General features: G+C 70.4%; 12 protein-coding genes. 8 read left to right on the top strand and 4 right to left on the bottom strand.

The window, feature by feature from the left end:
• Nucleotides 1-9: 9 nt before the first annotated feature.
• Entirely contained in the window at nucleotides 10-2,478 is a 2,469-nt protein-coding gene (locus tag BJ991_RS12425) for a DNA gyrase/topoisomerase IV subunit A (RefSeq protein WP_179490446.1), read from the bottom strand.
• Between the two features lie 62 nt (nucleotides 2,479-2,540).
• On the opposite strand from BJ991_RS12425, the gene BJ991_RS12420 reads away from it, so the two are divergent.
• Nucleotides 2,541-3,713 (top strand): alkaline phosphatase family protein, encoded by a 1,173-nt coding sequence (locus BJ991_RS12420; RefSeq protein ID WP_179490444.1) that lies wholly within the window; start codon nucleotides 2,541-2,543, stop codon nucleotides 3,711-3,713.
• Nucleotides 3,714-3,762: 49 nt separating this feature from the next.
• Here BJ991_RS12420 and sepH read toward each other — a convergent pair whose 3' ends face one another.
• On the bottom strand, nucleotides 3,763-4,827 hold the full coding sequence (gene sepH, locus BJ991_RS12415) for a septation protein SepH (RefSeq protein ID WP_179490442.1): 1,065 nt from the start codon (nucleotides 4,825-4,827) through the stop codon (nucleotides 3,763-3,765).
• 201 nt (nucleotides 4,828-5,028) lie between these two features.
• Here sepH and BJ991_RS12410 point away from each other — a divergent pair, with 201 nt between their 5' ends.
• Nucleotides 5,029-5,322 (top strand): DUF4193 domain-containing protein, encoded by a 294-nt coding sequence (locus BJ991_RS12410; RefSeq protein WP_179490440.1) that lies wholly within the window; start codon nucleotides 5,029-5,031, stop codon nucleotides 5,320-5,322.
• Here the strand turns inward: BJ991_RS12410 and BJ991_RS12405 are convergent.
• The gene (locus BJ991_RS12405; protein WP_179490438.1) at nucleotides 5,297-5,797 is read right to left on the bottom strand and encodes a DUF3093 domain-containing protein; all 501 of its coding nucleotides are present in this window, start codon (nucleotides 5,795-5,797) and stop codon (nucleotides 5,297-5,299) included. The two genes, BJ991_RS12410 and BJ991_RS12405, sit on opposite strands and share 26 nt — an antisense overlap.
• A gap of 12 nt (nucleotides 5,798-5,809) precedes the next feature.
• On the opposite strand from BJ991_RS12405, the gene dut reads away from it, so the two are divergent.
• The 6 genes from dut (at nucleotide 5,810) to pepN (ending at nucleotide 15,471) form a co-directional block, all read left to right on the top strand.
• On the top strand, nucleotides 5,810-6,256 hold the full coding sequence (gene dut / locus BJ991_RS12400; protein WP_179490436.1) for a dUTP diphosphatase: 447 nt from the start codon (nucleotides 5,810-5,812) through the stop codon (nucleotides 6,254-6,256).
• Nucleotides 6,257-6,328: 72 nt separating this feature from the next.
• Complete coding sequence (locus BJ991_RS12395) at nucleotides 6,329-6,925, top strand: DUF3710 domain-containing protein (RefSeq protein ID WP_179490434.1); 597 nt, start codon at nucleotides 6,329-6,331, stop codon at nucleotides 6,923-6,925.
• A complete protein-coding gene (locus tag BJ991_RS12390) occupies nucleotides 6,922-7,722 on the top strand; it encodes a DUF3159 domain-containing protein (protein ID WP_425487535.1) in 801 nt (266 codons plus the stop codon). Before BJ991_RS12395 ends, BJ991_RS12390 begins: the two co-directional genes overlap by 4 nt.
• 134 nt (nucleotides 7,723-7,856) lie before the next feature.
• A complete protein-coding gene (locus tag BJ991_RS12385) occupies nucleotides 7,857-10,691 on the top strand; it encodes an aconitate hydratase AcnA (protein ID WP_179490432.1) in 2,835 nt (944 codons plus the stop codon).
• A gap of 236 nt (nucleotides 10,692-10,927) precedes the next feature.
• Nucleotides 10,928-12,889 carry a 1-deoxy-D-xylulose-5-phosphate synthase gene (dxs, locus tag BJ991_RS12380; RefSeq protein ID WP_179490430.1) on the top strand — a complete coding sequence of 654 codons (1,962 nt, stop codon included), beginning with the start codon at nucleotides 10,928-10,930 and terminating at the stop codon, nucleotides 12,887-12,889.
• 65 nt (nucleotides 12,890-12,954) lie between these two features.
• Nucleotides 12,955-15,471: an aminopeptidase N gene (gene pepN / locus BJ991_RS12375; protein WP_179490428.1), complete on the top strand. Its 2,517-nt coding sequence runs from the start codon at nucleotides 12,955-12,957 to the stop codon at nucleotides 15,469-15,471.
• An 81-nt stretch (nucleotides 15,472-15,552) separates the two neighbouring features.
• Here pepN and BJ991_RS12370 read toward each other — a convergent pair whose 3' ends face one another.
• A complete protein-coding gene (locus BJ991_RS12370) occupies nucleotides 15,553-17,697 on the bottom strand; it encodes a 3-hydroxyacyl-CoA dehydrogenase NAD-binding domain-containing protein (RefSeq protein ID WP_179490426.1) in 2,145 nt (714 codons plus the stop codon).
• Between the last annotated feature and the right edge of the window lie 11 nt (nucleotides 17,698-17,708).

Raw genomic sequence — 17,708 nt, 5'->3', positions numbered from 1 at the left:
CCGCCTGCGTCAGCGGACGACGGTGCCGACCGCGGCGATGACCCCGTCGAGGGGCAGCCCCGAGGCGTCGCGCTTCGCGCCCGCCGACGGCAGCGCCCGAACGCCGCCGTCGGATCCCACGGCACGGGGTTCGTCGCCGATCCACGCGAGGGCGAGCGTGTCTTCGCCCTTGAGGAAGCGCTGCGCGCGCACGCCGCCCGTCGCGCGGCCCTTCGGCGGGAACTCGTCGAAGAGCGAGACCTTGGCGGTTCCGGCGTCCGTGCCCGCGAGCGCCTGCGTGCTGCCGGCGATCGTGACCACGACGGTGTCGGATGGCCCGGCCTGCACCGCGCCGAAGAACACGACCTTCTCGCCGGCGGCGACCCGGATGCCCGCCATGCCGCCCGCCGAGCGCCCCTGCGGCCGCACGGCGGACGCGTCGAACCGCAGCAGCTGCGCGTCGCTCGTGACGAAGACGAGCTCCGCGTCGTCGGGCGCGGGCGCGGCGCCGACGACCGTGTCGCCGTCCTTCAGGGCGATGATCTCGATGTCGTGCTTGTTGCCGAGCTCGGTCGCCGACACGCGCTTGACGACGCCCTGGCCCGTGCCGAGCGCGATCGGCGGCTCGCCGGCGAGCGGCACGAGCGCGACGACGTGCTCGCCGCCCGAGAGCCCGAGGTACTGGTCGGCCCGCGTCCCGGCGGCGGGCTGCACGGAGTTGCCCGGAACGGACGGCAGGTCGACGGGGGAGAAGCGGATGAGGCGCCCCGCGGTCGTGACGGCGCCGATGTCGCCGCGCGTCGTCGTGTCGACGGACGAGCGGATCGCGTCGTGCTTGTACCGCCGCGACGGCGTCACGATGCCGCTGCCGGCGTCCGCGGCGTCACCCTGGCGGAGGTCGGCGCGCACCATGCGGCCGGTCGCCGAGAGGAAGACCCGGCACGGGGCATCCGCGATCTGCAGATCTGCCGCGGAGGCGGCCGCACGCGACCGAGGCTGCACCGGCCCGCCGTTCATGAGCAGAGTCCGCCGCGGCGTGCCGTACGTCTCTGCCACGGCGTCGAGCTCGCGGGCGACCTGCTGCCGCACCAGCACGTCGCTGCCGAGCAGCTCTTCGAGGCGCGCGATCTCGGCCTGAAGCTCGTCGCGCTCGCGCTCGAGCTCGATGCGCGAGAACTTCGTGAGGCGACGCAGACGGAGCTCGAGGATGTACTCGGCCTGGGGCTCGGACAGGTCGAACACCGTCATGAGGCGCGAGCGTGCCTGATCGCCGTCGTCGGACGTGCGGATGACCTGGATGACCTCGTCGATGTCGAGGATCGCGATGAGGAGGCCCTCGACGAGGTGCAGGCGCTCGCGCCGACGCGCGAGACGGAAGCGGCTGCGGCGCGTCACGACCTCGATGCGGTGGTCGAGGTAGACGCGCAGCAGCTCCTTGAGCCCGAGCGTCTGCGGCTGCCCCTTCACGAGGGCGACGTTGTTGATGCCGAACGAGTCCTCGAGCGGCGTCAGGCGGTACAGGTGCTCGAGGACGGCCTGCGGGTCGAACCCGGTCTTGATGCCGATCACGAGGCGAAGGCCGTTGCGACGATCGGTCAGGTCGGTGACGTCGGCGATTCCCTGCAGCTTCTTGCTGTTGACCGCGTCCTTGATCTTCTCGATGATCCGCTCGGGACCCACGAGGTAGGGCAGCTCGGTGACGACGAGTCCCGTGCGGCGCGGTCCGAGCGGCTCGATCGAGACCTTCGCACGCGTGCGGAACGAGCCGCGGCCGCTCGTGTACGCGTCCTTGATGCCGTCGAGGCCGACGATGACGCCGCCGGAGGGCAGGTCGGGGCCGGGCACGAACTCCATGAGGTCTTCGACCGTGGCATCCGGGTTCTCGAGCAGATGGTTCGCTGCAGCGACCACCTCGACCAGGTTGTGCGGCGCCATGTTGGTCGCCATGCCGACCGCGATGCCGGATGCCCCGTTGACGAGGAGGTTCGGGAACGCCGCGGGCAGCACCTCGGGCTGCTGGAACTGGCCGTCGTAGTTGGGGATGAAGTCGACGACGTCTTCGTCGAGGTTCTCGGTGAGCGCGAGGGCCGCGGGGGCGAGCCGCGCCTCGGTGTAGCGCGGCGCGGCGGGGCCGTCGTCGAGCGAGCCGAAGTTGCCGTGACCGTCGACGAGCGGCACGCGCAGCGAGAACGGCTGCGCGAGCCGCACGAGCGCGTCGTAGATGGCCGCGTCGCCGTGGGGGTGGAGCTTTCCCATCACCTCACCGACGACGCGCGCGCTCTTGACGTGGCCGCGATCCGGCCGCAGGCCCATATCGGCCATCTGGAAGAGGATGCGCCTCTGGACGGGCTTCAGGCCGTCGCGCGCGTCGGGCAGGGCGCGCGAGTAGATCACCGAATACGCGTATTCGAGGAAGGACCCCTGCATCTCGGCCGAGACATCGACGTCTTCGATGCGGCCGTGGTCGGCAGGGGCGGACTCTGTGCGGGATGCGGGCATGGACGTTCTTCGGGCCTCAGGTTCGAAGGGGCCGTATGCGCGGGTGTGCGAGACTGGCCCCGATGTCCCTCAGCCTACCGGCGGACCCGCCGTCGGCCCGGAGCCTCACCGGGCTCGTGCCGCAACTGATCGACGCGCTGCGCCGTGGGGAGGGGTCGGCGCCGCAGGCGCAGCCGGGCGCGACGGATGCCCCGTGGTTCCCACCCGCGTCGAGCGTGATCCTCCTCGTGGTCGACGGTCTCGGCGTGCACAACCTCTCGTCGCGCTCCGGGCACGCGCGTTTCCTCACGTCCGTGCGCGCGAGGAAGGACGTCGCCCGGACGGTGTTCCCGTCGACGACCGCCTCGGCGCTGTCGAGCCTCCTCACGGGCGAGAGCCCCGGCCGGCACGGCATCGTCGGCTACCGCGCGCTCGAGCCCGAGACCGATCAGGTCCTGAACCAGCTCCGCGGGTGGGACAGCGACGGGCTCGACCCCTGGACGTGGCAGCGCATCGAGCCGCTCCTGCTGCGCGAGGCGAGCGCCGGGCGCCCGGTGTTCGTCGTGACGAAGTCCGAGTACGAGAACACCGGGTTCACCGTCGCCACGATGCGCGGCGCCACGTTCGTCGGAGAGAACGACTTCACGACGCGCATCGATCGCGCCGCCGAGCTGGCGGCGCGGCATCCGGGCGCCCTCATCTACCTCTACGTGCCCGATCTCGATGCGATCGGCCACCGCCGCGGGTGGGAGTCCGACGGCTGGGGTGCGGCGCTCGAGCGCGTCGACGCCGCCGCGCGGCGCCTCTCCGAGTCGCTGGTGCCGGGCGTCGGGCTCGTCGTGACTGCCGACCACGGCATGATCGACGTTCCGCGCCATCGTCACGTGCTGCTCGAAGAGGGCAGTCCGCTGGTCGAGGGCGTCCGCCACATCGGCGGGGAGCCGCGGATGCTCCACCTCTACGCCGAGCCCGGAGCGGCCGGCCACGTGCTGACCGCGTGGCGCGATGCCGAGGCCTCTCGGTCGTGGATCGTCTCCCGTGACGAGGCGATCGCGACGGGACTGTTCGGCGCGGTCGATGACGCCGTGCGGGCGCGCATCGGCGACGTGCTGGTCGCGGCGCGCGCCGGGATCGCGTACTACGACGACCGCCTCGCCGACAAGGCGCCGCAGCGGATGGTCGGGCAGCACGGATCGCTCACCGACGAGGAGCGGATCGTGCCGCTCATCCGCCTCGGCGCGTTCGCGCGTCAGTAGGTGACCCGAGCCGCCTCAACGCGCCTGCGGCGCATTGACCCGGCTCGCGTCAATCCTCGGTGCGCGCGCCGAAGACGATCTCGTCCCACGACGGCATCGCGGCACGGCCCTTGCGGCGACCCGACGACTCACCCACAGCGGACTGCGTGGGGAGGGACAGCGGCGCCGGCTCGTGCCGTTGCGGGGGAGCGGCATCCGGCTCTTCGTCCGTCGGCGTCTCGTCGTAACCCGGCTCGAGCGCGTCGAACAGCGCGACGGGGGCGTGCGTGCGGGCGGGCGCGGCCTCTTCGGCGACGGGCGCCGGCTCGCGCTGACCGCGGCGTCGGCGAAGCGCTTCGAGCAGGTCGGCCGTCTCGGCGGAGGTCACGACCGGCTCCTCGGCGCGCTTGATCGCGGCCTTCTGCACGGCGGGCGCGACCGGAGCGGGCAGCTCGGGCGACTCGAGGTCGGCCCCGGGCGGACGCCGCGGACCGAACGCGCCGCTGTCGAAGCGCGAGTCGTCCTTAGGCGGAGGCGTGTCGAGCGCGCGCAGGCGGGGGATGAGCCCTTCGGGGAGCGACCCCTGGCGCGAGAGCTGGATGGCGTCGGAGTTGAGCGGCGACAGCGTCGTCCGCCGGGGATCGAAGCCCCACCGCGCGTCGTGGTCGACGTCGTTCGCGGTGAACTCGAGCTTGACGATCCAGCCCGAGAGCTCCTTCCAGCTCGTCCACCGCTCGCCCGCTGCACCGGCCTCGCTGAGCTTCGCCCGCACGGCGGCGCCGAACGTCGGAAGCGCGTCGTGCTCGAGCTCGCCGCCGAGCAGCACCGGCACGGCGAGCGCCTGCCCGACGATGTGCTCGCGCTCGGCGAGGACCGGGCCCTCGTAGCGGGCGACGTCCTCGACGCGGATGCCGAGCAGACTCGCGACCTCCTCGGCCGAGAGCCCCGCCCGGACGTGGGCCTGGATCTCGCGCGGGCTCGCCTTGGGTGCGGACGCCTCGGCCGTGCGGTCGCGGCGCGCGCGCCGCAGCTCCATGTGCAGGGAATCGTCGACGGGAAGTGCGAAGCGCTCGCCCGACTCGGTGGCCAGGACGAGCACGTCGTCTTCGGTTCCGATGACTCTGAGCTGTTCCATGGGGGACGCCTCTCCGATCCGGCGGTGGTGACCATGCTGGCATAGGGCATCCCGGGCGGGGGGAATATCCGGCGCGTGCCGCGAGTTTAACCGCGGAGCGAATCGCGATCAGCATTTGCGAAAAGCACGGCAGTCGTGCAAACTATGGGCCGCCCGACGGGCATAGGCACGCTGCACAACCGGAAGTTGAGACGTTCACGCATGGCAACCGACTACGACGCCCCCCGCAAGACCGAGGACGACAGCGAGTCGATCGAAGCTCTCAAGGAGCGCGTGCCCGACAAGCTCTCGGGTTCGGTCGACGTCGAGGATGCCGACAACCCTTCGGGCTTCGAGCTCCCGGGCGCCGACCTTTCCGACATCGAGCTCGATGTGGTCGTCCTGCCTCCGCAGGAGGACGAGTTCACGTGCTCGAACTGCTTCCTCGTGAAGCACCGCTCGCAGCTCGACCACGAGGAGTCGAGCGGTCCTATCTGCGTGGAGTGCGCTGCCTGACCTGAGCGCGGCGCACTGCCGCAGCCAGCCGATCCGGCGTCCGCGAGGAGATGACCCACGACGGGGTCGGGTCCTCCGGATCGGCGACATCCACCACCACGATCCCGTCGATGCCGCCGCGGATGAGATGCCACGACCGCGGATGCAGTCCTGACCCGCGCGCGATACGCGCGTCCTCGCCCGCGAGCGCGCGAGGATTCTCGATCAGTGAGACGGGGATGTGGGCGCGCCCCGCCAGCAGCTCGCCGCCGCGCACCTCCACGACGGGCGACGCGAAGATCAGCGCGACGACCGCGAGCAGGCCGACGGCCAGCCCCGCGATGAGCGCGATCGTCGTGTCGATGGGTGCGAGCACGAGTGCGGCCATCGGCGCGCACACCGCCGCCGCGGCGAGCACCCACAGCGAAGGGCTCAGGCGTTCGCGGTAGGTCGGCTCGGCCGAGTCGCCGCCGACGTGACCTTCTGGCTTCTGCATTACCCTCGATGCGTGACTGAAACGGTGGACGTCCTCATTATCGCCCCCGAGGCTCCCGCCTACGCGCACCCCGGCGACGCCGGTGCCGACCTCTTCGCCGCCGAGTCGGTGCGCCTGGAGCCCGGTCAGCGCGCTCTGGTCGGCACGGGCGTGCGCATCGCGCTCCCCGAGGGTTACGCGGGCTTCGTCGTCCCGCGGAGCGGGCTCGCAGCCAAGCACGGGATCACGATCGTGAACGCCCCCGGCACAGTCGACGCCGGATACCGCGGCGAGATCAAGGTGTCGCTGCTGAACACCGACGCCGAGAACGCGTTCGACGTCAACGTCGGCGACCGCATCGCCCAGCTCATCGTCATGCCCGTGCCGCGGGCGCGATTCATCCCGGTCGAGGCGCTTCCCGAGAGCGTGCGAGGCGAAGGCGGCTTCGGCTCGACCGGATTCAGCGGGGGCGCGGCCTAGCCGCCGAGGCGCACCCAGCGAGCCCACGCGGAAACCTCCCCGCGACACACGAGAAGAAGACGGAGTCCCCGCATGACCGACGCAACGCCCCCCGACGCGCCGAAGAGCGCTCCCGCAGATCGGGCGACGTCCGGTCCGTTCGACGAGTCGGAGGCCAACCCGGTCCGCCCCTACATCGACCTCGGCGGCGTCAAGATCCTGCCGCGCGAGGGCCTGAACCTGCGCCTCGAGGTCGAGGAGCAGACCAAGCGCATCGTCGCGGTCGGCCTCGACTACGCGAACTCGACGCTCCAGGTGCAGCCGTTCGCCGCGCCGCGCAACGCGGGCCTGTGGGATGAGACGCGCGAGCAGATCCGCACCCAGATCCGCCAGCAGGGGGGTCGGGTCGAAGAGCGCGAGGGTCCCCTCGGCGCCGAACTGCTCGCCGAGGTGCCCGTCGTGGCGGGCGCCGACGGCCAGGCCGGCAAGCGCATCGCGCGCTTCGTCGGCGTGGACGGCCCGCGCTGGTTCCTGCGCGGCGTGATCGGGGGTGCGGCGGCGGTCGACGTCGAAGCCGCCGCGAAGGTCGAGGACCTCTTCCGCTCGATCGTCGTCGTCCGCGGCGGCTCGCCCATGCCTCCCCGGGACCTCATTCCGCTGCGCATGCCCGCGACCCCGGGATCGGCGTGAGCGACCCGACGGATGCCCCTGCCGGCGCCCCCGATCCGCAGGAGCCCGCGCCGCGCGAGCAGTCCGCGTCGGAGCTGATGGGAGCGGCGCTGGGCGCTGCCGCCCGCCGGGCGGGTCTCGACCCGTCGAAGGAGGCGCAGACGCACCACGTGGTGTGGGCTGCGATGGGCGGCTGGCGCGGCGTGCTGGAGTCGGTGCTCCCGGGCCTCGTCTTCATCGTCGTCTACACGCTCACGATGGAACCCGCGACGGACGACGGTAGGGCGCCGCAAGGCAATCTGTGGCTGTCGCTCGGACTGTCGGTCGGCGTCGCCGCAGCCTTCGCAATTGTTCGTCTCATACAGCGCTCGCCGGTGTCGGCGGCGCTCGGCGGACTCATCGCGGTGGCTGCCGCGGCGGCTCTTGCGCTGTTGACGGGGAGAGCCGAGACGAACTTCATCCCCGGCTTCATCACCAACGCGCTGTACGGCACGGCGTTCCTCGTGTCGGCCCTCATCGGCTGGTCGCTCATCGGCCTGGCATCCGGATTCCTCATGGGCGAAGGGACCGCGTGGCGACGCGACAAGCGCAAGCGGCGGGTCTTCCTCTGGCTGGCGATCGCGTGGGCGGCGCTGTTCTACGCGCGGCTCGCGGTGCAGTTCCCGCTGTACCTCGCGGGCGACGTGACCGCGCTCGGCACGCTGAAGCTCATCATGGGCCTGCCGCTGTTCGCGCCCCTCGTCGCGGTGACGTGGCTGGCGGTGCGCGCGGTGTACGCGAAGGCGCCGCGCGAGCCGGAGGCGGCGTCGGGGGAGTGATAACATTTATCTTGATATCAAGATAAATTGTCCCTTCGCGGAATTAGGACGACCTCACTGGCCGTCGCTTCTTGCGCGGGGGAAGATGGAAATGCGAGGCGCCCGCGCCCATCCCGCCGACAGAGGAGACTGACGTGTCCACGGTTGACAGCTTCGGTGCCAAGAGCACCCTGACGGTCGGCAGCACCGACTACGAGATCTTCCGAATCGACAAGGTCGCCGGCTACGAGAACCTCCCGTTCAGCCTCAAGGTGCTGCTCGAGAACCTGCTTCGCACCGAGGACGGCGCGAACGTGACCAAGGAGCAGATCCAGGCCCTCGGGTCTTGGGTGCCCGAGGCCGAGCCCGACACCGAGATCCAGTTCACGCCGGCTCGCGTCGTCATGCAGGACTTCACGGGTGTGCCGTGCATCGTCGACCTCGCCACGATGCGCGAGGCCGTGACGGCGCTCGGCGGCGACCCGAACAAGATCAACCCGCTCTCGCCGGCCGAGCTGGTCATCGACCACTCGGTCATCGCCGACCTCTTCGGGCGCGAGGACGCGCTCGAGCGCAACGTCGAGATCGAGTACGAGCGCAACGGCGAGCGCTACCAGTTCCTGCGCTGGGGTCAGACCGCGTTCGACGACTTCAAGGTCGTCCCGCCCGGCACCGGCATCGTGCACCAGGTCAACATCGAGCACCTCGCGAAGGTCGTCTACGACCGCACGGTGAACGGCGTGCTGCGGGCGTACCCCGACACGTGCGTCGGCACCGACTCGCACACGACGATGGTCAACGGCCTCGGTGTGCTCGGCTGGGGCGTCGGCGGCATCGAGGCCGAGGCGGCCATGCTCGGCCAGCCCGTCTCGATGCTCATCCCGCGTGTGGTCGGCTTCAAGCTCACGGGCGAGATCCCCGCCGGCGTGACCGCGACCGACGTTGTGCTCACGATCACCGACATGCTCCGCAAGCACGGCGTGGTGGGCAAGTTCGTCGAGTTCTACGGCGAGGGCGTGGCATCCGTCCCGCTCGCCAACCGCGCGACGATCGGCAACATGAGCCCCGAGTTCGGCTCGACCGCCGCGATCTTCCCGATCGACGACGTCACGCTCGACTATCTGCGCCTGACCGGTCGTCCCGACGAGACCGTCGCGCTCGTCGAGGCGTACGCCAAGGAGCAGTCGCTGTGGCACGACCCGGCCAACGAGCCGAACTTCAGCGAGTACATGGAGCTCGACCTGTCGACGGTCGTCCCGTCGATCGCCGGCCCCAAGCGCCCGCAGGACCGCATCCTCCTGTCCGAGGCGAAGGAGAAGTTCGAGGAGGACATCCTCAGCTACGCCGAGCCGTGCACGTCGGAGGACATCGTCGACCTCGAGTCGAAGCACTCGTTCCCGGCATCCGACCCCGGCGCCGTTCCGGGTGAGGAGGACCCGGTCACGCGCCCCGTGCACATCAACAGCGGCGGCCCCACCTCGGTGAGCAAGCCGATCACGATCGAGCCGAAGGGCGGCCAGCCTTACATCATCGACCACGGGGCGGTCACGCTCGCGGCGATCACGTCGTGCACGAACACGTCCAACCCGTCGGTCATGGTCGCCGCCGGCCTTCTCGCCCGCAAGGCGCTCGAGAAGGGCCTCAAGCAGAAGCCGTGGGTCAAGACGACGCTCGCACCCGGCTCCAAGGTCGTCACCGACTACTACGAGAAGTCGGGTCTGGACAAGGACCTCGAGGCGCTCGGGTTCTACACGGTCGGCTACGGCTGCACGATCTGCATCGGCAACTCGGGACCGCTCATCGACGAGGTGTCGTCGGCGGTCAACGAGCACGACCTCGCCGTCACGGCGGTGCTCTCGGGCAACCGCAACTTCGAGGGCCGCATCAGCCCCGACGTGAAGATGAACTACCTCGCTTCGCCGCCGCTCGTGGTCGCGTACGCGCTGGCCGGCTCGATGCACTTCGACTTCGAGACCGACCCGCTCGGCAAGGACGCGGACGGCAACGATGTCTTCCTCAAGGACATCTGGCCCGCGCCCGAAGAGGTGCAGGAGGTCGTCGATGCGTCGATCTCGCGCGAGCAGTTCATCACCCAGTACAAGACCGTCTTCGAAGGCGACGAGCGCTGGAAGAACCTGCCCACGCCGACCGGCCCCGTGTTCGAGTGGGACGACAGCTCGACGTACGTGCGCAAGGCGCCGTATTTCGACGGCATGACGATGGAGCTGACTCCGGTCACCGACATCACAGGCGCGCGCGTCATGGCGGCCCTCGGCGACTCGGTCACCACCGACCACATCAGCCCCGCGGGGGCGATCAAGGCGGGCACGCCCGCCGCGCAGTACCTGACCGAGCACGGCGTCGCGCAGAAGGACTTCAACTCGTTCGGCTCGCGTCGCGGCAACCACGAGGTGATGATTCGCGGCACGTTCGCGAACATCCGCCTCAAGAACGAGCTCGTCGCGGCGGTCAACAACGGCCAGATCGTCGAGGGCGGCTACACGCGCGACTTCACGCAGCCGGGCGGACCGCAGTCGTTCATCTACGACGCGTGCATGAACTACCAGGCGCAGGGAACCCCGCTCGTCGTCTTCGGCGGCAAGGAGTACGGCTCGGGCTCGTCGCGCGACTGGGCGGCGAAGGGCACGAGCCTGCTGGGCGTCAAGGCCGTCATCGCCGAGAGCTTCGAGCGCATCCACCGTTCGAACCTGATCGGCATGGGCGTCGTCCCGCTGCAGTTCCCCGCGGGGGAGAGCTGGAAGTCGCTCGGCCTCGACGGCACGGAGGTCATCTCGATCGAGGGCCTCGAGCAGCTCAACGAGGGCGTCACGCCGAAGACCGTGAAGGTGACCGCCGAGCCGAGCGAGTTCTCGCCCGAGGGCAAGCAGACCGTCACGTTCGACGCGGTCGTCCGCATCGACACGCCCGGCGAGGCGGACTACTTCCGCAACGGCGGCATTCTGCAGTTCGTGCTCCGCTCGCTCGTCTGAGCATCGCACGCCTCGCGCGTCAGGCCCCGGAACCCCGCGGTTCCGGGGCCTCTCGCATGCCCAGCGGGTCGAGCAGGATCGTGAGGCGCTCCTGGCCGTATCCGCCGTACTCGGCGAGCTCGGCATCCGTCGTTCCGTACGGCTTCTCAGACCGGCCGCACAGGACCCGCGGACTAAACTGGGTCGGGTCATCCGATCGTCGGGTGCGCCACGAGGCCGACTGCGAAGGGAGACGGATGCCGCTTCTTCCGTCGATCAAGGGTCCGCGCGACCTCGATGCGCTGAGCGTCCGCGAGCTCGAGCAGCTCGCCGCCGAGGTCCGCGCGTTCCTCATCGAGAACGTCGCCCGCACCGGCGGCCACCTCGGCCCGAACCTCGGCATCGTCGAGCTCACGATCGCGATCCATCGGGTCTTCGACTCGCCGGACGATCCCATCGTGTTCGACACGGGCCATCAGTCCTACGTCCACAAGCTCCTCACGGGCCGCCAGGACTTCTCCCAGCTTCGCGCGCGCGGCGGCCTGGCCGGCTATCCCCAGCGATCGGAGAGCCCGCACGACGTCGTCGAGTCGTCGCACGCGTCGAGCTCCCTGAGCTGGGCCGACGGCATCTCCCGCGCGCTCACGCGCACCGGCCGCCGCGACCGCCACGTCGTCGCCGTCGTCGGCGACGGGGCGCTCACGGGCGGCATGACGTGGGAGGCGCTCAACAACATCTCCGATGACAACGACCGCAACCTCGTGATCGTCGTCAACGACAATGGCCGCTCGTACGCGCCGACGATCGGCGGCATGGCGCGCTACCTCAACCGCGTGCGCACCGCCGAGGCCTACCGCAACCTGCACCGCAACTCAGACAACCTCTTCCGCAGGCTCGGCCCCGCTGCGCGCGCCGTGTATCGGGGCGTGCGCGGCGGCACGCACGGCTTCCTGTCGCGGTTCACGAACAACGCCGCGCTGTACTCGAACCTCGACATCAAGTACCTCGGACCCGTCGACGGGCACGACCTCCCGTCGCTCATCGAGACGCTCGAGCTCGCGAAGCAGTACGGGGCGCCGGTCATCGTGCACGCGATCACAGAGAAGGGCCGCGGCTATCAGCCGGCGCTCGACGACGAGGCCGACCAGTTCCACGCGGTCGGCAAGATCGACCCCGTCACGGGCCGGACGGTCGGCGTGAAGGCGGCCGCGGATGACTGGACTGACGTGTTCGCCGACGAGCTCGTGCGTGTCGGCGAGGCCCGCGACGACGTCATCGCGATGACGGCGGCGATGCTGAGGCCGACAGGACTCCTGCCCTTCGCGCAGCGCTTCCCCGACCGCGTGTACGACGTCGGCATCGCCGAGCAGCACGCGGTGGCCGCGGCGGCCGGGCTCGCGTACGGCGGGCTGCATCCGGTCGTCGCCATCTACGCCACCTTCATGAACCGCGCGTTCGACCAGGTGCTCATGGACGTCGCGCTGCACCGCGCGGGGGTGACATTCGTGCTCGACCGCGCCGGTGTCACCGGGCCCGACGGTCCGAGCCACCACGGCATCTGGGACCTGGCGATGCTCCAGCTCGTGCCGCACATCCGCATCGCGGTGCCCCGCGACGGCGAACGCCTGCGGGAAGAGCTGCGCGAGGCGGTGGCCGTGACGGATGCCCCGACCGTCGTCCGCTACCCGAAGGGCACGGCCGCACCCGAGCTTCCCGCGATCGAGCGCCTCTCAGACGGCGTCGATGTGCTCGTGCGCTCCGAGGCGCAGGATGTCCTCATCGTCGGCATCGGTCCGATGGCGCACGTCGCGGTCGACGTCGCCGGTCGCCTGCGCGCGCAGGGCATCGGAGCGACCGTCGTCGATCCGCGGTGGGTCATCCCCGTGCAGCCCTCGATCCTCGAGCTCGCGGCGGCGCACCGCCTCGTCATCACGATCGAGGACGGCATCCGCGTCGGCGGCATCGGCACGCGCGTTCGGCAGGTGCTGCGCGAGGCGGGCATCGACACCGCCGTCGACGAGCTGGGCGTCCCCGACGAGTTCATCGATCACGCGAGCCGTGAGCAGATCCTCGCCGACGCCGGTCTGACACCGGCGAAGATCGCTCACGACGTCGTGGCCCAGGTGCTCGGCACGCGCGTTCCCGTGGCGCGCGGCGCGGCGACGAGCGAGCTGCCGACGCTCAGGGCGTTCGCGCGCGCCGACGACGACCGCCGCTGACCGCGCCGACCGGTGCCGGCCCCCATCGAGCGAGGAACCGCGTCCGGCAGTGGAAGCATGGACGGGTGAGCACCGCCAACCTGACTCGGGAGGAGACCGCCGCGCGGTCGGCCTCCGTGACCGTCCGCACCGTCCGCGTCGAGCTCGACCTGACGACCGCTCCCGACCCCGAGAAGAGCGGGTTCGCGACGGCCAGCACGCTCGAGATCGAGACGGATTCCGCCGCCGGCGCCGCCGACGGCGGCGTCGACGCATGGGTGGACTTCATCGGCGAGGCCGTCGACGCTGTCGAGGTCGACGGCGTTCCGCGGCCCGTCGAGTGGGACGGTGCCCGCATCCGCCTCTCCGGCCTCCGCGGCCGCCAGACGGTGCGGATCGCGGCGCGCGGGGCGTACAGCCGCTCCGGTGAGGGGCTGCACCGCTTCGTCGATCCCGTCGACGCGCAGACCTACGTGTACACGCACTACGAGCCCGCCGACGCCCGCCGCGTGATGGCGTGCTTCGAACAGCCGGACATGAAGGCGCGGTACACGTTCGCCGTGACCGCGCCCGCGGGGTGGCTCGTGCTCTCGAACCAGGCGATCGCGTCGGCGCAGACCGAGGGTGACCTGCAGCGCGTCGAGTTCGCCCAGACGCTTCCGCTCTCCAGCTACATCACATCGGTCGCTGCCGGACCGTACCACCGGGTCGAGGGGGAGTGGCGCCGGGGCGAGCAGGCGATCGCGCTCGGGGTGCACTGCCGCGCATCGCTCGCGGAGCACCTCGACGCCGACGAAATCCTCGAGATCACGGGCCAAGGGCTCGATTTCTTCACGGATGCGTTCCGATACCCCTACCCGTGGGGCAAGTACGACCAGATCTTCGTGCCCGAGTACAACATCGGCGCGATGGAGAACCCGGGGCTGGTCACCTTCACCGAGTCCTATGTCTTCCGCGGCGCGTCGACCGTCGCGCAGCACGAGGCACGCGCGAACACGATCCTCCACGAGATGGCCCACATGTGGTTCGGCGATCTCGTCACGATGCGGTGGTGGGACGACCTGTGGCTCAAGGAGTCCTTCGCCGACTACATGGGCGCGCACGCCACCGCGGCGGTCACGCGCTTCCCGGACGCGTGGGTGACGTTCGCGACGCGCCGCAAGGCATGGGCGTATCAGCAGGATCAGCTGCCCACAACGCATCCGATCGTCGCCGACATCCCCGACCTCGAGGCCGCGAAGCTGAACTTCGACGGCATCACGTACGCCAAGGGCGCGTCGGTGCTGAAGCAGCTCGTGGCGTTCGTCGGCGAGGAGGCGTTCTTCGAGGGCGCACGGCGCTACTTCGCGGCGCATGCGTTCGGGAACACCACGCTCGACGATCTTCTCCGCCATCTCGAGGAGGCGTCCGGGCGCGACGTGCACGCCTGGTCGCGGGCGTGGCTCGAGACGACGGGCGTGTCCACGATCCGGGTGGAGCGCGACGACGAAGGCGCGGTCCTCGTGCAGACGGACCCGCGTCCGCACCGGCTGCGCATCGGGCTGTATGGGCTGCGCGACGGTCATCTGGTGCGTACGGATGCCGCCCACGCCGACGTGCATGCCGAGCGCACGCCGCTCGGCGTGCTCGCCCCCGCAGACCTCATCCTCCCCAACGACGGTGATCTCACGTATGCGAAGGTGCGCCTCGATGACGCGTCGCTCGAGTCCGTCGAGTCGGCGCTGTCGACGCTGGACGATGCTCTTGCGCGCGGGCTGGTGTGGTCTGCGCTGTGGGACGCGACGCGCGACGGCGAGCTGCCGGCCGCGCGGTACCTCGACATCGTCCGGCGTCACGCCGGAGCGGAGACACACTCGGCGCTGCGCGCTGACGTGCTCGCCAACGCGGCGTTCGCGGTCGGACACTACGTCGCGGAGAACGCCCGGCCGCGGGTGTGGGCCGCGTGGCTCGAGACGACGTGGCAGGGTATGCGAACGGCCGACGCCGGCAGCGACGCGCAGCTCGCGTGGGCGCGCGCCGTGGGCCTCGCCGCATCGCACGACGATGCGCGCGCGGAAGAGCTGCGCGGCATGCTCGCGGGCACGCTCGCGGGTCCGCACGGCCTGCAGCCGGATCCGGAACTGCGCTGGACGTGGCTCACGGCATTGTCGGTGACCGGGCACGCCGGCGTGGAGGACGCCGACGAGGAGCTCCGCCGCGACCCGACTGCGAAGGGCCGCACGGCGCATCGGACGGTGCTCGCTGCGCGACCCGACGCCGAGGTGCGCGCCGCCGCGTGGAACGCCGCGTGGGACGACACGACGCTCACGAACGACCACCTCAGCGCGACGATCGCCGGTGTGCGCGCGGGCGGACGGCGCGATCTGCTCGCGGCGTTCGACGAGGAGTACTTCACGCGCATCCGCGACGTCTGGGACGAGCGCAGCATCGAGATCGCCGCGCGCCTCGTACGCGGGCTGTTCCCCGAGCGCGACTCCCTCGATCTCGTGGATGCGTGGCTGACGACGAACGAGGATGCACCCGCGGCGCTGCGCCGCATCGTCGTGGAGCAGCGCGACCACCTCGCCCGGGACCTCCGGGTCCGCGCCGCACTGCCGCGCTGAAGCGCGGCGTGATCCTCGTACGCGGCGCACAAGAGAGGAGGACGGCCCCCGCGGGGACCGTCCTCCTCCTGCTGGAACAGGTCAGGCGCCGACGCCCTTGATGGGCGGGTGGTGGAACGTGTCGCCGAAGACGCGCTCGGACGCGCCCTCGCGATCGAGGTACGGTGACGCGCCGCCATCGATGAACGGCCAGCCGGCCCCGAGGATGAGGCACAGGTCGATGTCTTCGACCTCGGGGACGACGCCCTCGTCGAGCATGATCCTGATCTCCTGCGCGAGTCCGTCCTGCACGCGGCGCAGGATCTCGTCCTCGGTCGCGGGGGTCGAGCCGACCGCGCCCTTGAGCGTCTTCTCTGCGGCCTTCGTCCAGCCGGTGACCCTGCCGTTCTTGTCCTTCTCGACGACCTCCGGCAGCTCCGCGAGCGCGTGGAAGTTCTCGTTCGCGTAGAAGCGGTCGGGGAAGGCGCGCACCATGGTGTCCTGCACGTGTGCGGCGACCTTCCAGCCGACGAGGTCGATGAGCTGGAACGGGGTCATCGGGAGGCCAAGGGGGCCGAAGGCCTTCTCGACCGTCAGCAGGGATGTGCCCTGGTAGACGGCGCGGGCGGCCTCGCCCATGACCTTCGCGAGCAGGCGGTTGACGACGAAGCCGGGCGCGTCGGCGGTGAGGACCGCGTTCTTGCCGAGGTTCTTCGCGACGACGAACGCGGTCGAGAGCGCGGCATCCGCTGTCTGGGGCGTCTTCACGATCTCGATGAGCGGCATGACCGCGACGGGGTTGAAGAAGTGGAACCCGACCAGGCGCTCGGGGTGAGCGAGCTTCGCGCCGATCTCCTCGACCGAGAGCGACGACGTGTTGGTCGCGAGGATCGTGTCCTCCGCGACGATCTGCTCGATCTCGCCGAACACCTGCTGCTTGACGCCGACCTCTTCGAAGACCGCCTCGATGACGAAGTCGCAGTCGGCGTAGAGGCTCTTGTCGGTCGTGCCCGTCACGAGCGCGCGCAGCTTGTTGGCGGTGTCGCCGTCGAGGCGGCCCTTCGCCTCGAGCTTGCCGATCTCGTCGTGGATGTACGCGATGCCCTTGTCGACTCGCTCCTGGTCGAGGTCGGTGATGAGCACCGGAACCTGGAGCTTGCGCACGAAGAGCAGGGCGAACTGGCTCGCCATGAGGCCCGCGCCGATGATGCCGACCTTCGTGACCTTCTTCGCGAGGTCCTTGTCGGGGGCGCCGACCGGACGCTTCGCGCGCTTCTGCACCAGGTCGAACGCGTACATCGACGCGGCGAACTGGTCGCGCGCGACGAGGTCTGCGAGCGCCTCGTCCTCGCGCTCGAAGCCTTCGGCCTTCGTGCCGCCCTTGGCCTTCTCGAGGAGCTCGAGCGCGACGTACGGCGAGCGCGGCACGGTGCCGATCCTCGACTCGAGCATGCCGCGGGCGACCTTGATCGCGACCGGCCACTTCATGGTGCGCTCGAGCTTGCCCGGCTTGTTCTTGCGCTCGACCTTGATCGCGCCCGACAGCACGCCGTCGGCCCAGCGCAGCGAGTCCTCGAGGTAGTTCGCCGCGGGGAAGATCGCGTCGACGATCCCGAGCTCGAACGCCTGCTGCGGCTTGAGTGTGCGGTTCTGCTTGAGCGGGTTCGAGATGACGACCTCGAGCGCGTTCTCGATGCCGATGAGGTTCGGCAGCAGGTACGCCCCGCCCCATCCGGGGATGAGGCCGAGGAACACCTCGGGAAGCGCGATCGCCGCGGCCGACGCGTCGACGGTGCGGTACGTCGAGTTGAGGGCGATCTCGAGACCGCCTCCGAGCGCGAGGCCGTTCACGAACGCGAACGACGGCACGCCGAGCTCGTCGAGCTTGCCGAACACGTGGTGGCCGAGCTGCGCGATGAGGCGTGCGTTGTCCTTCGAGCCCAGGCGCGAGATGTCGGACAGGTCGGCGCCGGCGGCGAGGATGTACTGCTTGCCGGTCACCCCGACCGCCTGGATCTCGCCGGCCGCCGCGCGCGCCTTGAGCGCGTCGAGCTCCGCGCCGAACTCCTTGAGCGTGGTCGGCCCGAGGGTGTTGGGGCGCGTGTGGTCGCGGCCGTTGTCGAGCGTGATGAGCGCGAGCACCTTGCCGGACGGGAGACGGATGTCGCGCACGCGCGAATGCGTGACGACCTCGCCCTCAGCGAGGGCCTCCAGCGGAGAGAAGTCGACCTTTTCGTAGTCAGTCATCGATCGTGCTC

The organism is Microbacterium immunditiarum (genome assembly GCF_013409785.1).
GTDB classification, from domain to species: domain Bacteria; phylum Actinomycetota; class Actinomycetes; order Actinomycetales; family Microbacteriaceae; genus Microbacterium; species Microbacterium immunditiarum.
Note: the sequence above shows the minus strand (reverse complement) of the source record. Positions and strands in the feature narration are given on the sequence as shown.

Coding starts and splice junctions, on each gene's coding strand:
- BJ991_RS12425 (WP_179490446.1), bottom strand. CDS start 2,478: ATGCCCGCATCCCGCACAGAGTCCGCCCCTGCCGACCACGGCCGCATC.
- BJ991_RS12420 (WP_179490444.1), top strand. CDS start 2,541: ATGTCCCTCAGCCTACCGGCGGACCCGCCGTCGGCCCGGAGCCTCACC.
- sepH (WP_179490442.1), bottom strand. CDS start 4,827: ATGGAACAGCTCAGAGTCATCGGAACCGAAGACGACGTGCTCGTCCTG.
- BJ991_RS12410 (WP_179490440.1), top strand. CDS start 5,029: ATGGCAACCGACTACGACGCCCCCCGCAAGACCGAGGACGACAGCGAG.
- BJ991_RS12405 (WP_179490438.1), bottom strand. CDS start 5,797: ATGCAGAAGCCAGAAGGTCACGTCGGCGGCGACTCGGCCGAGCCGACC.
- BJ991_RS12395 (WP_179490434.1), top strand. CDS start 6,329: ATGACCGACGCAACGCCCCCCGACGCGCCGAAGAGCGCTCCCGCAGAT.
- dxs (WP_179490430.1), top strand. CDS start 10,928: ATGCCGCTTCTTCCGTCGATCAAGGGTCCGCGCGACCTCGATGCGCTG.
- BJ991_RS12370 (WP_179490426.1), bottom strand. CDS start 17,697: ATGACTGACTACGAAAAGGTCGACTTCTCTCCGCTGGAGGCCCTCGCT.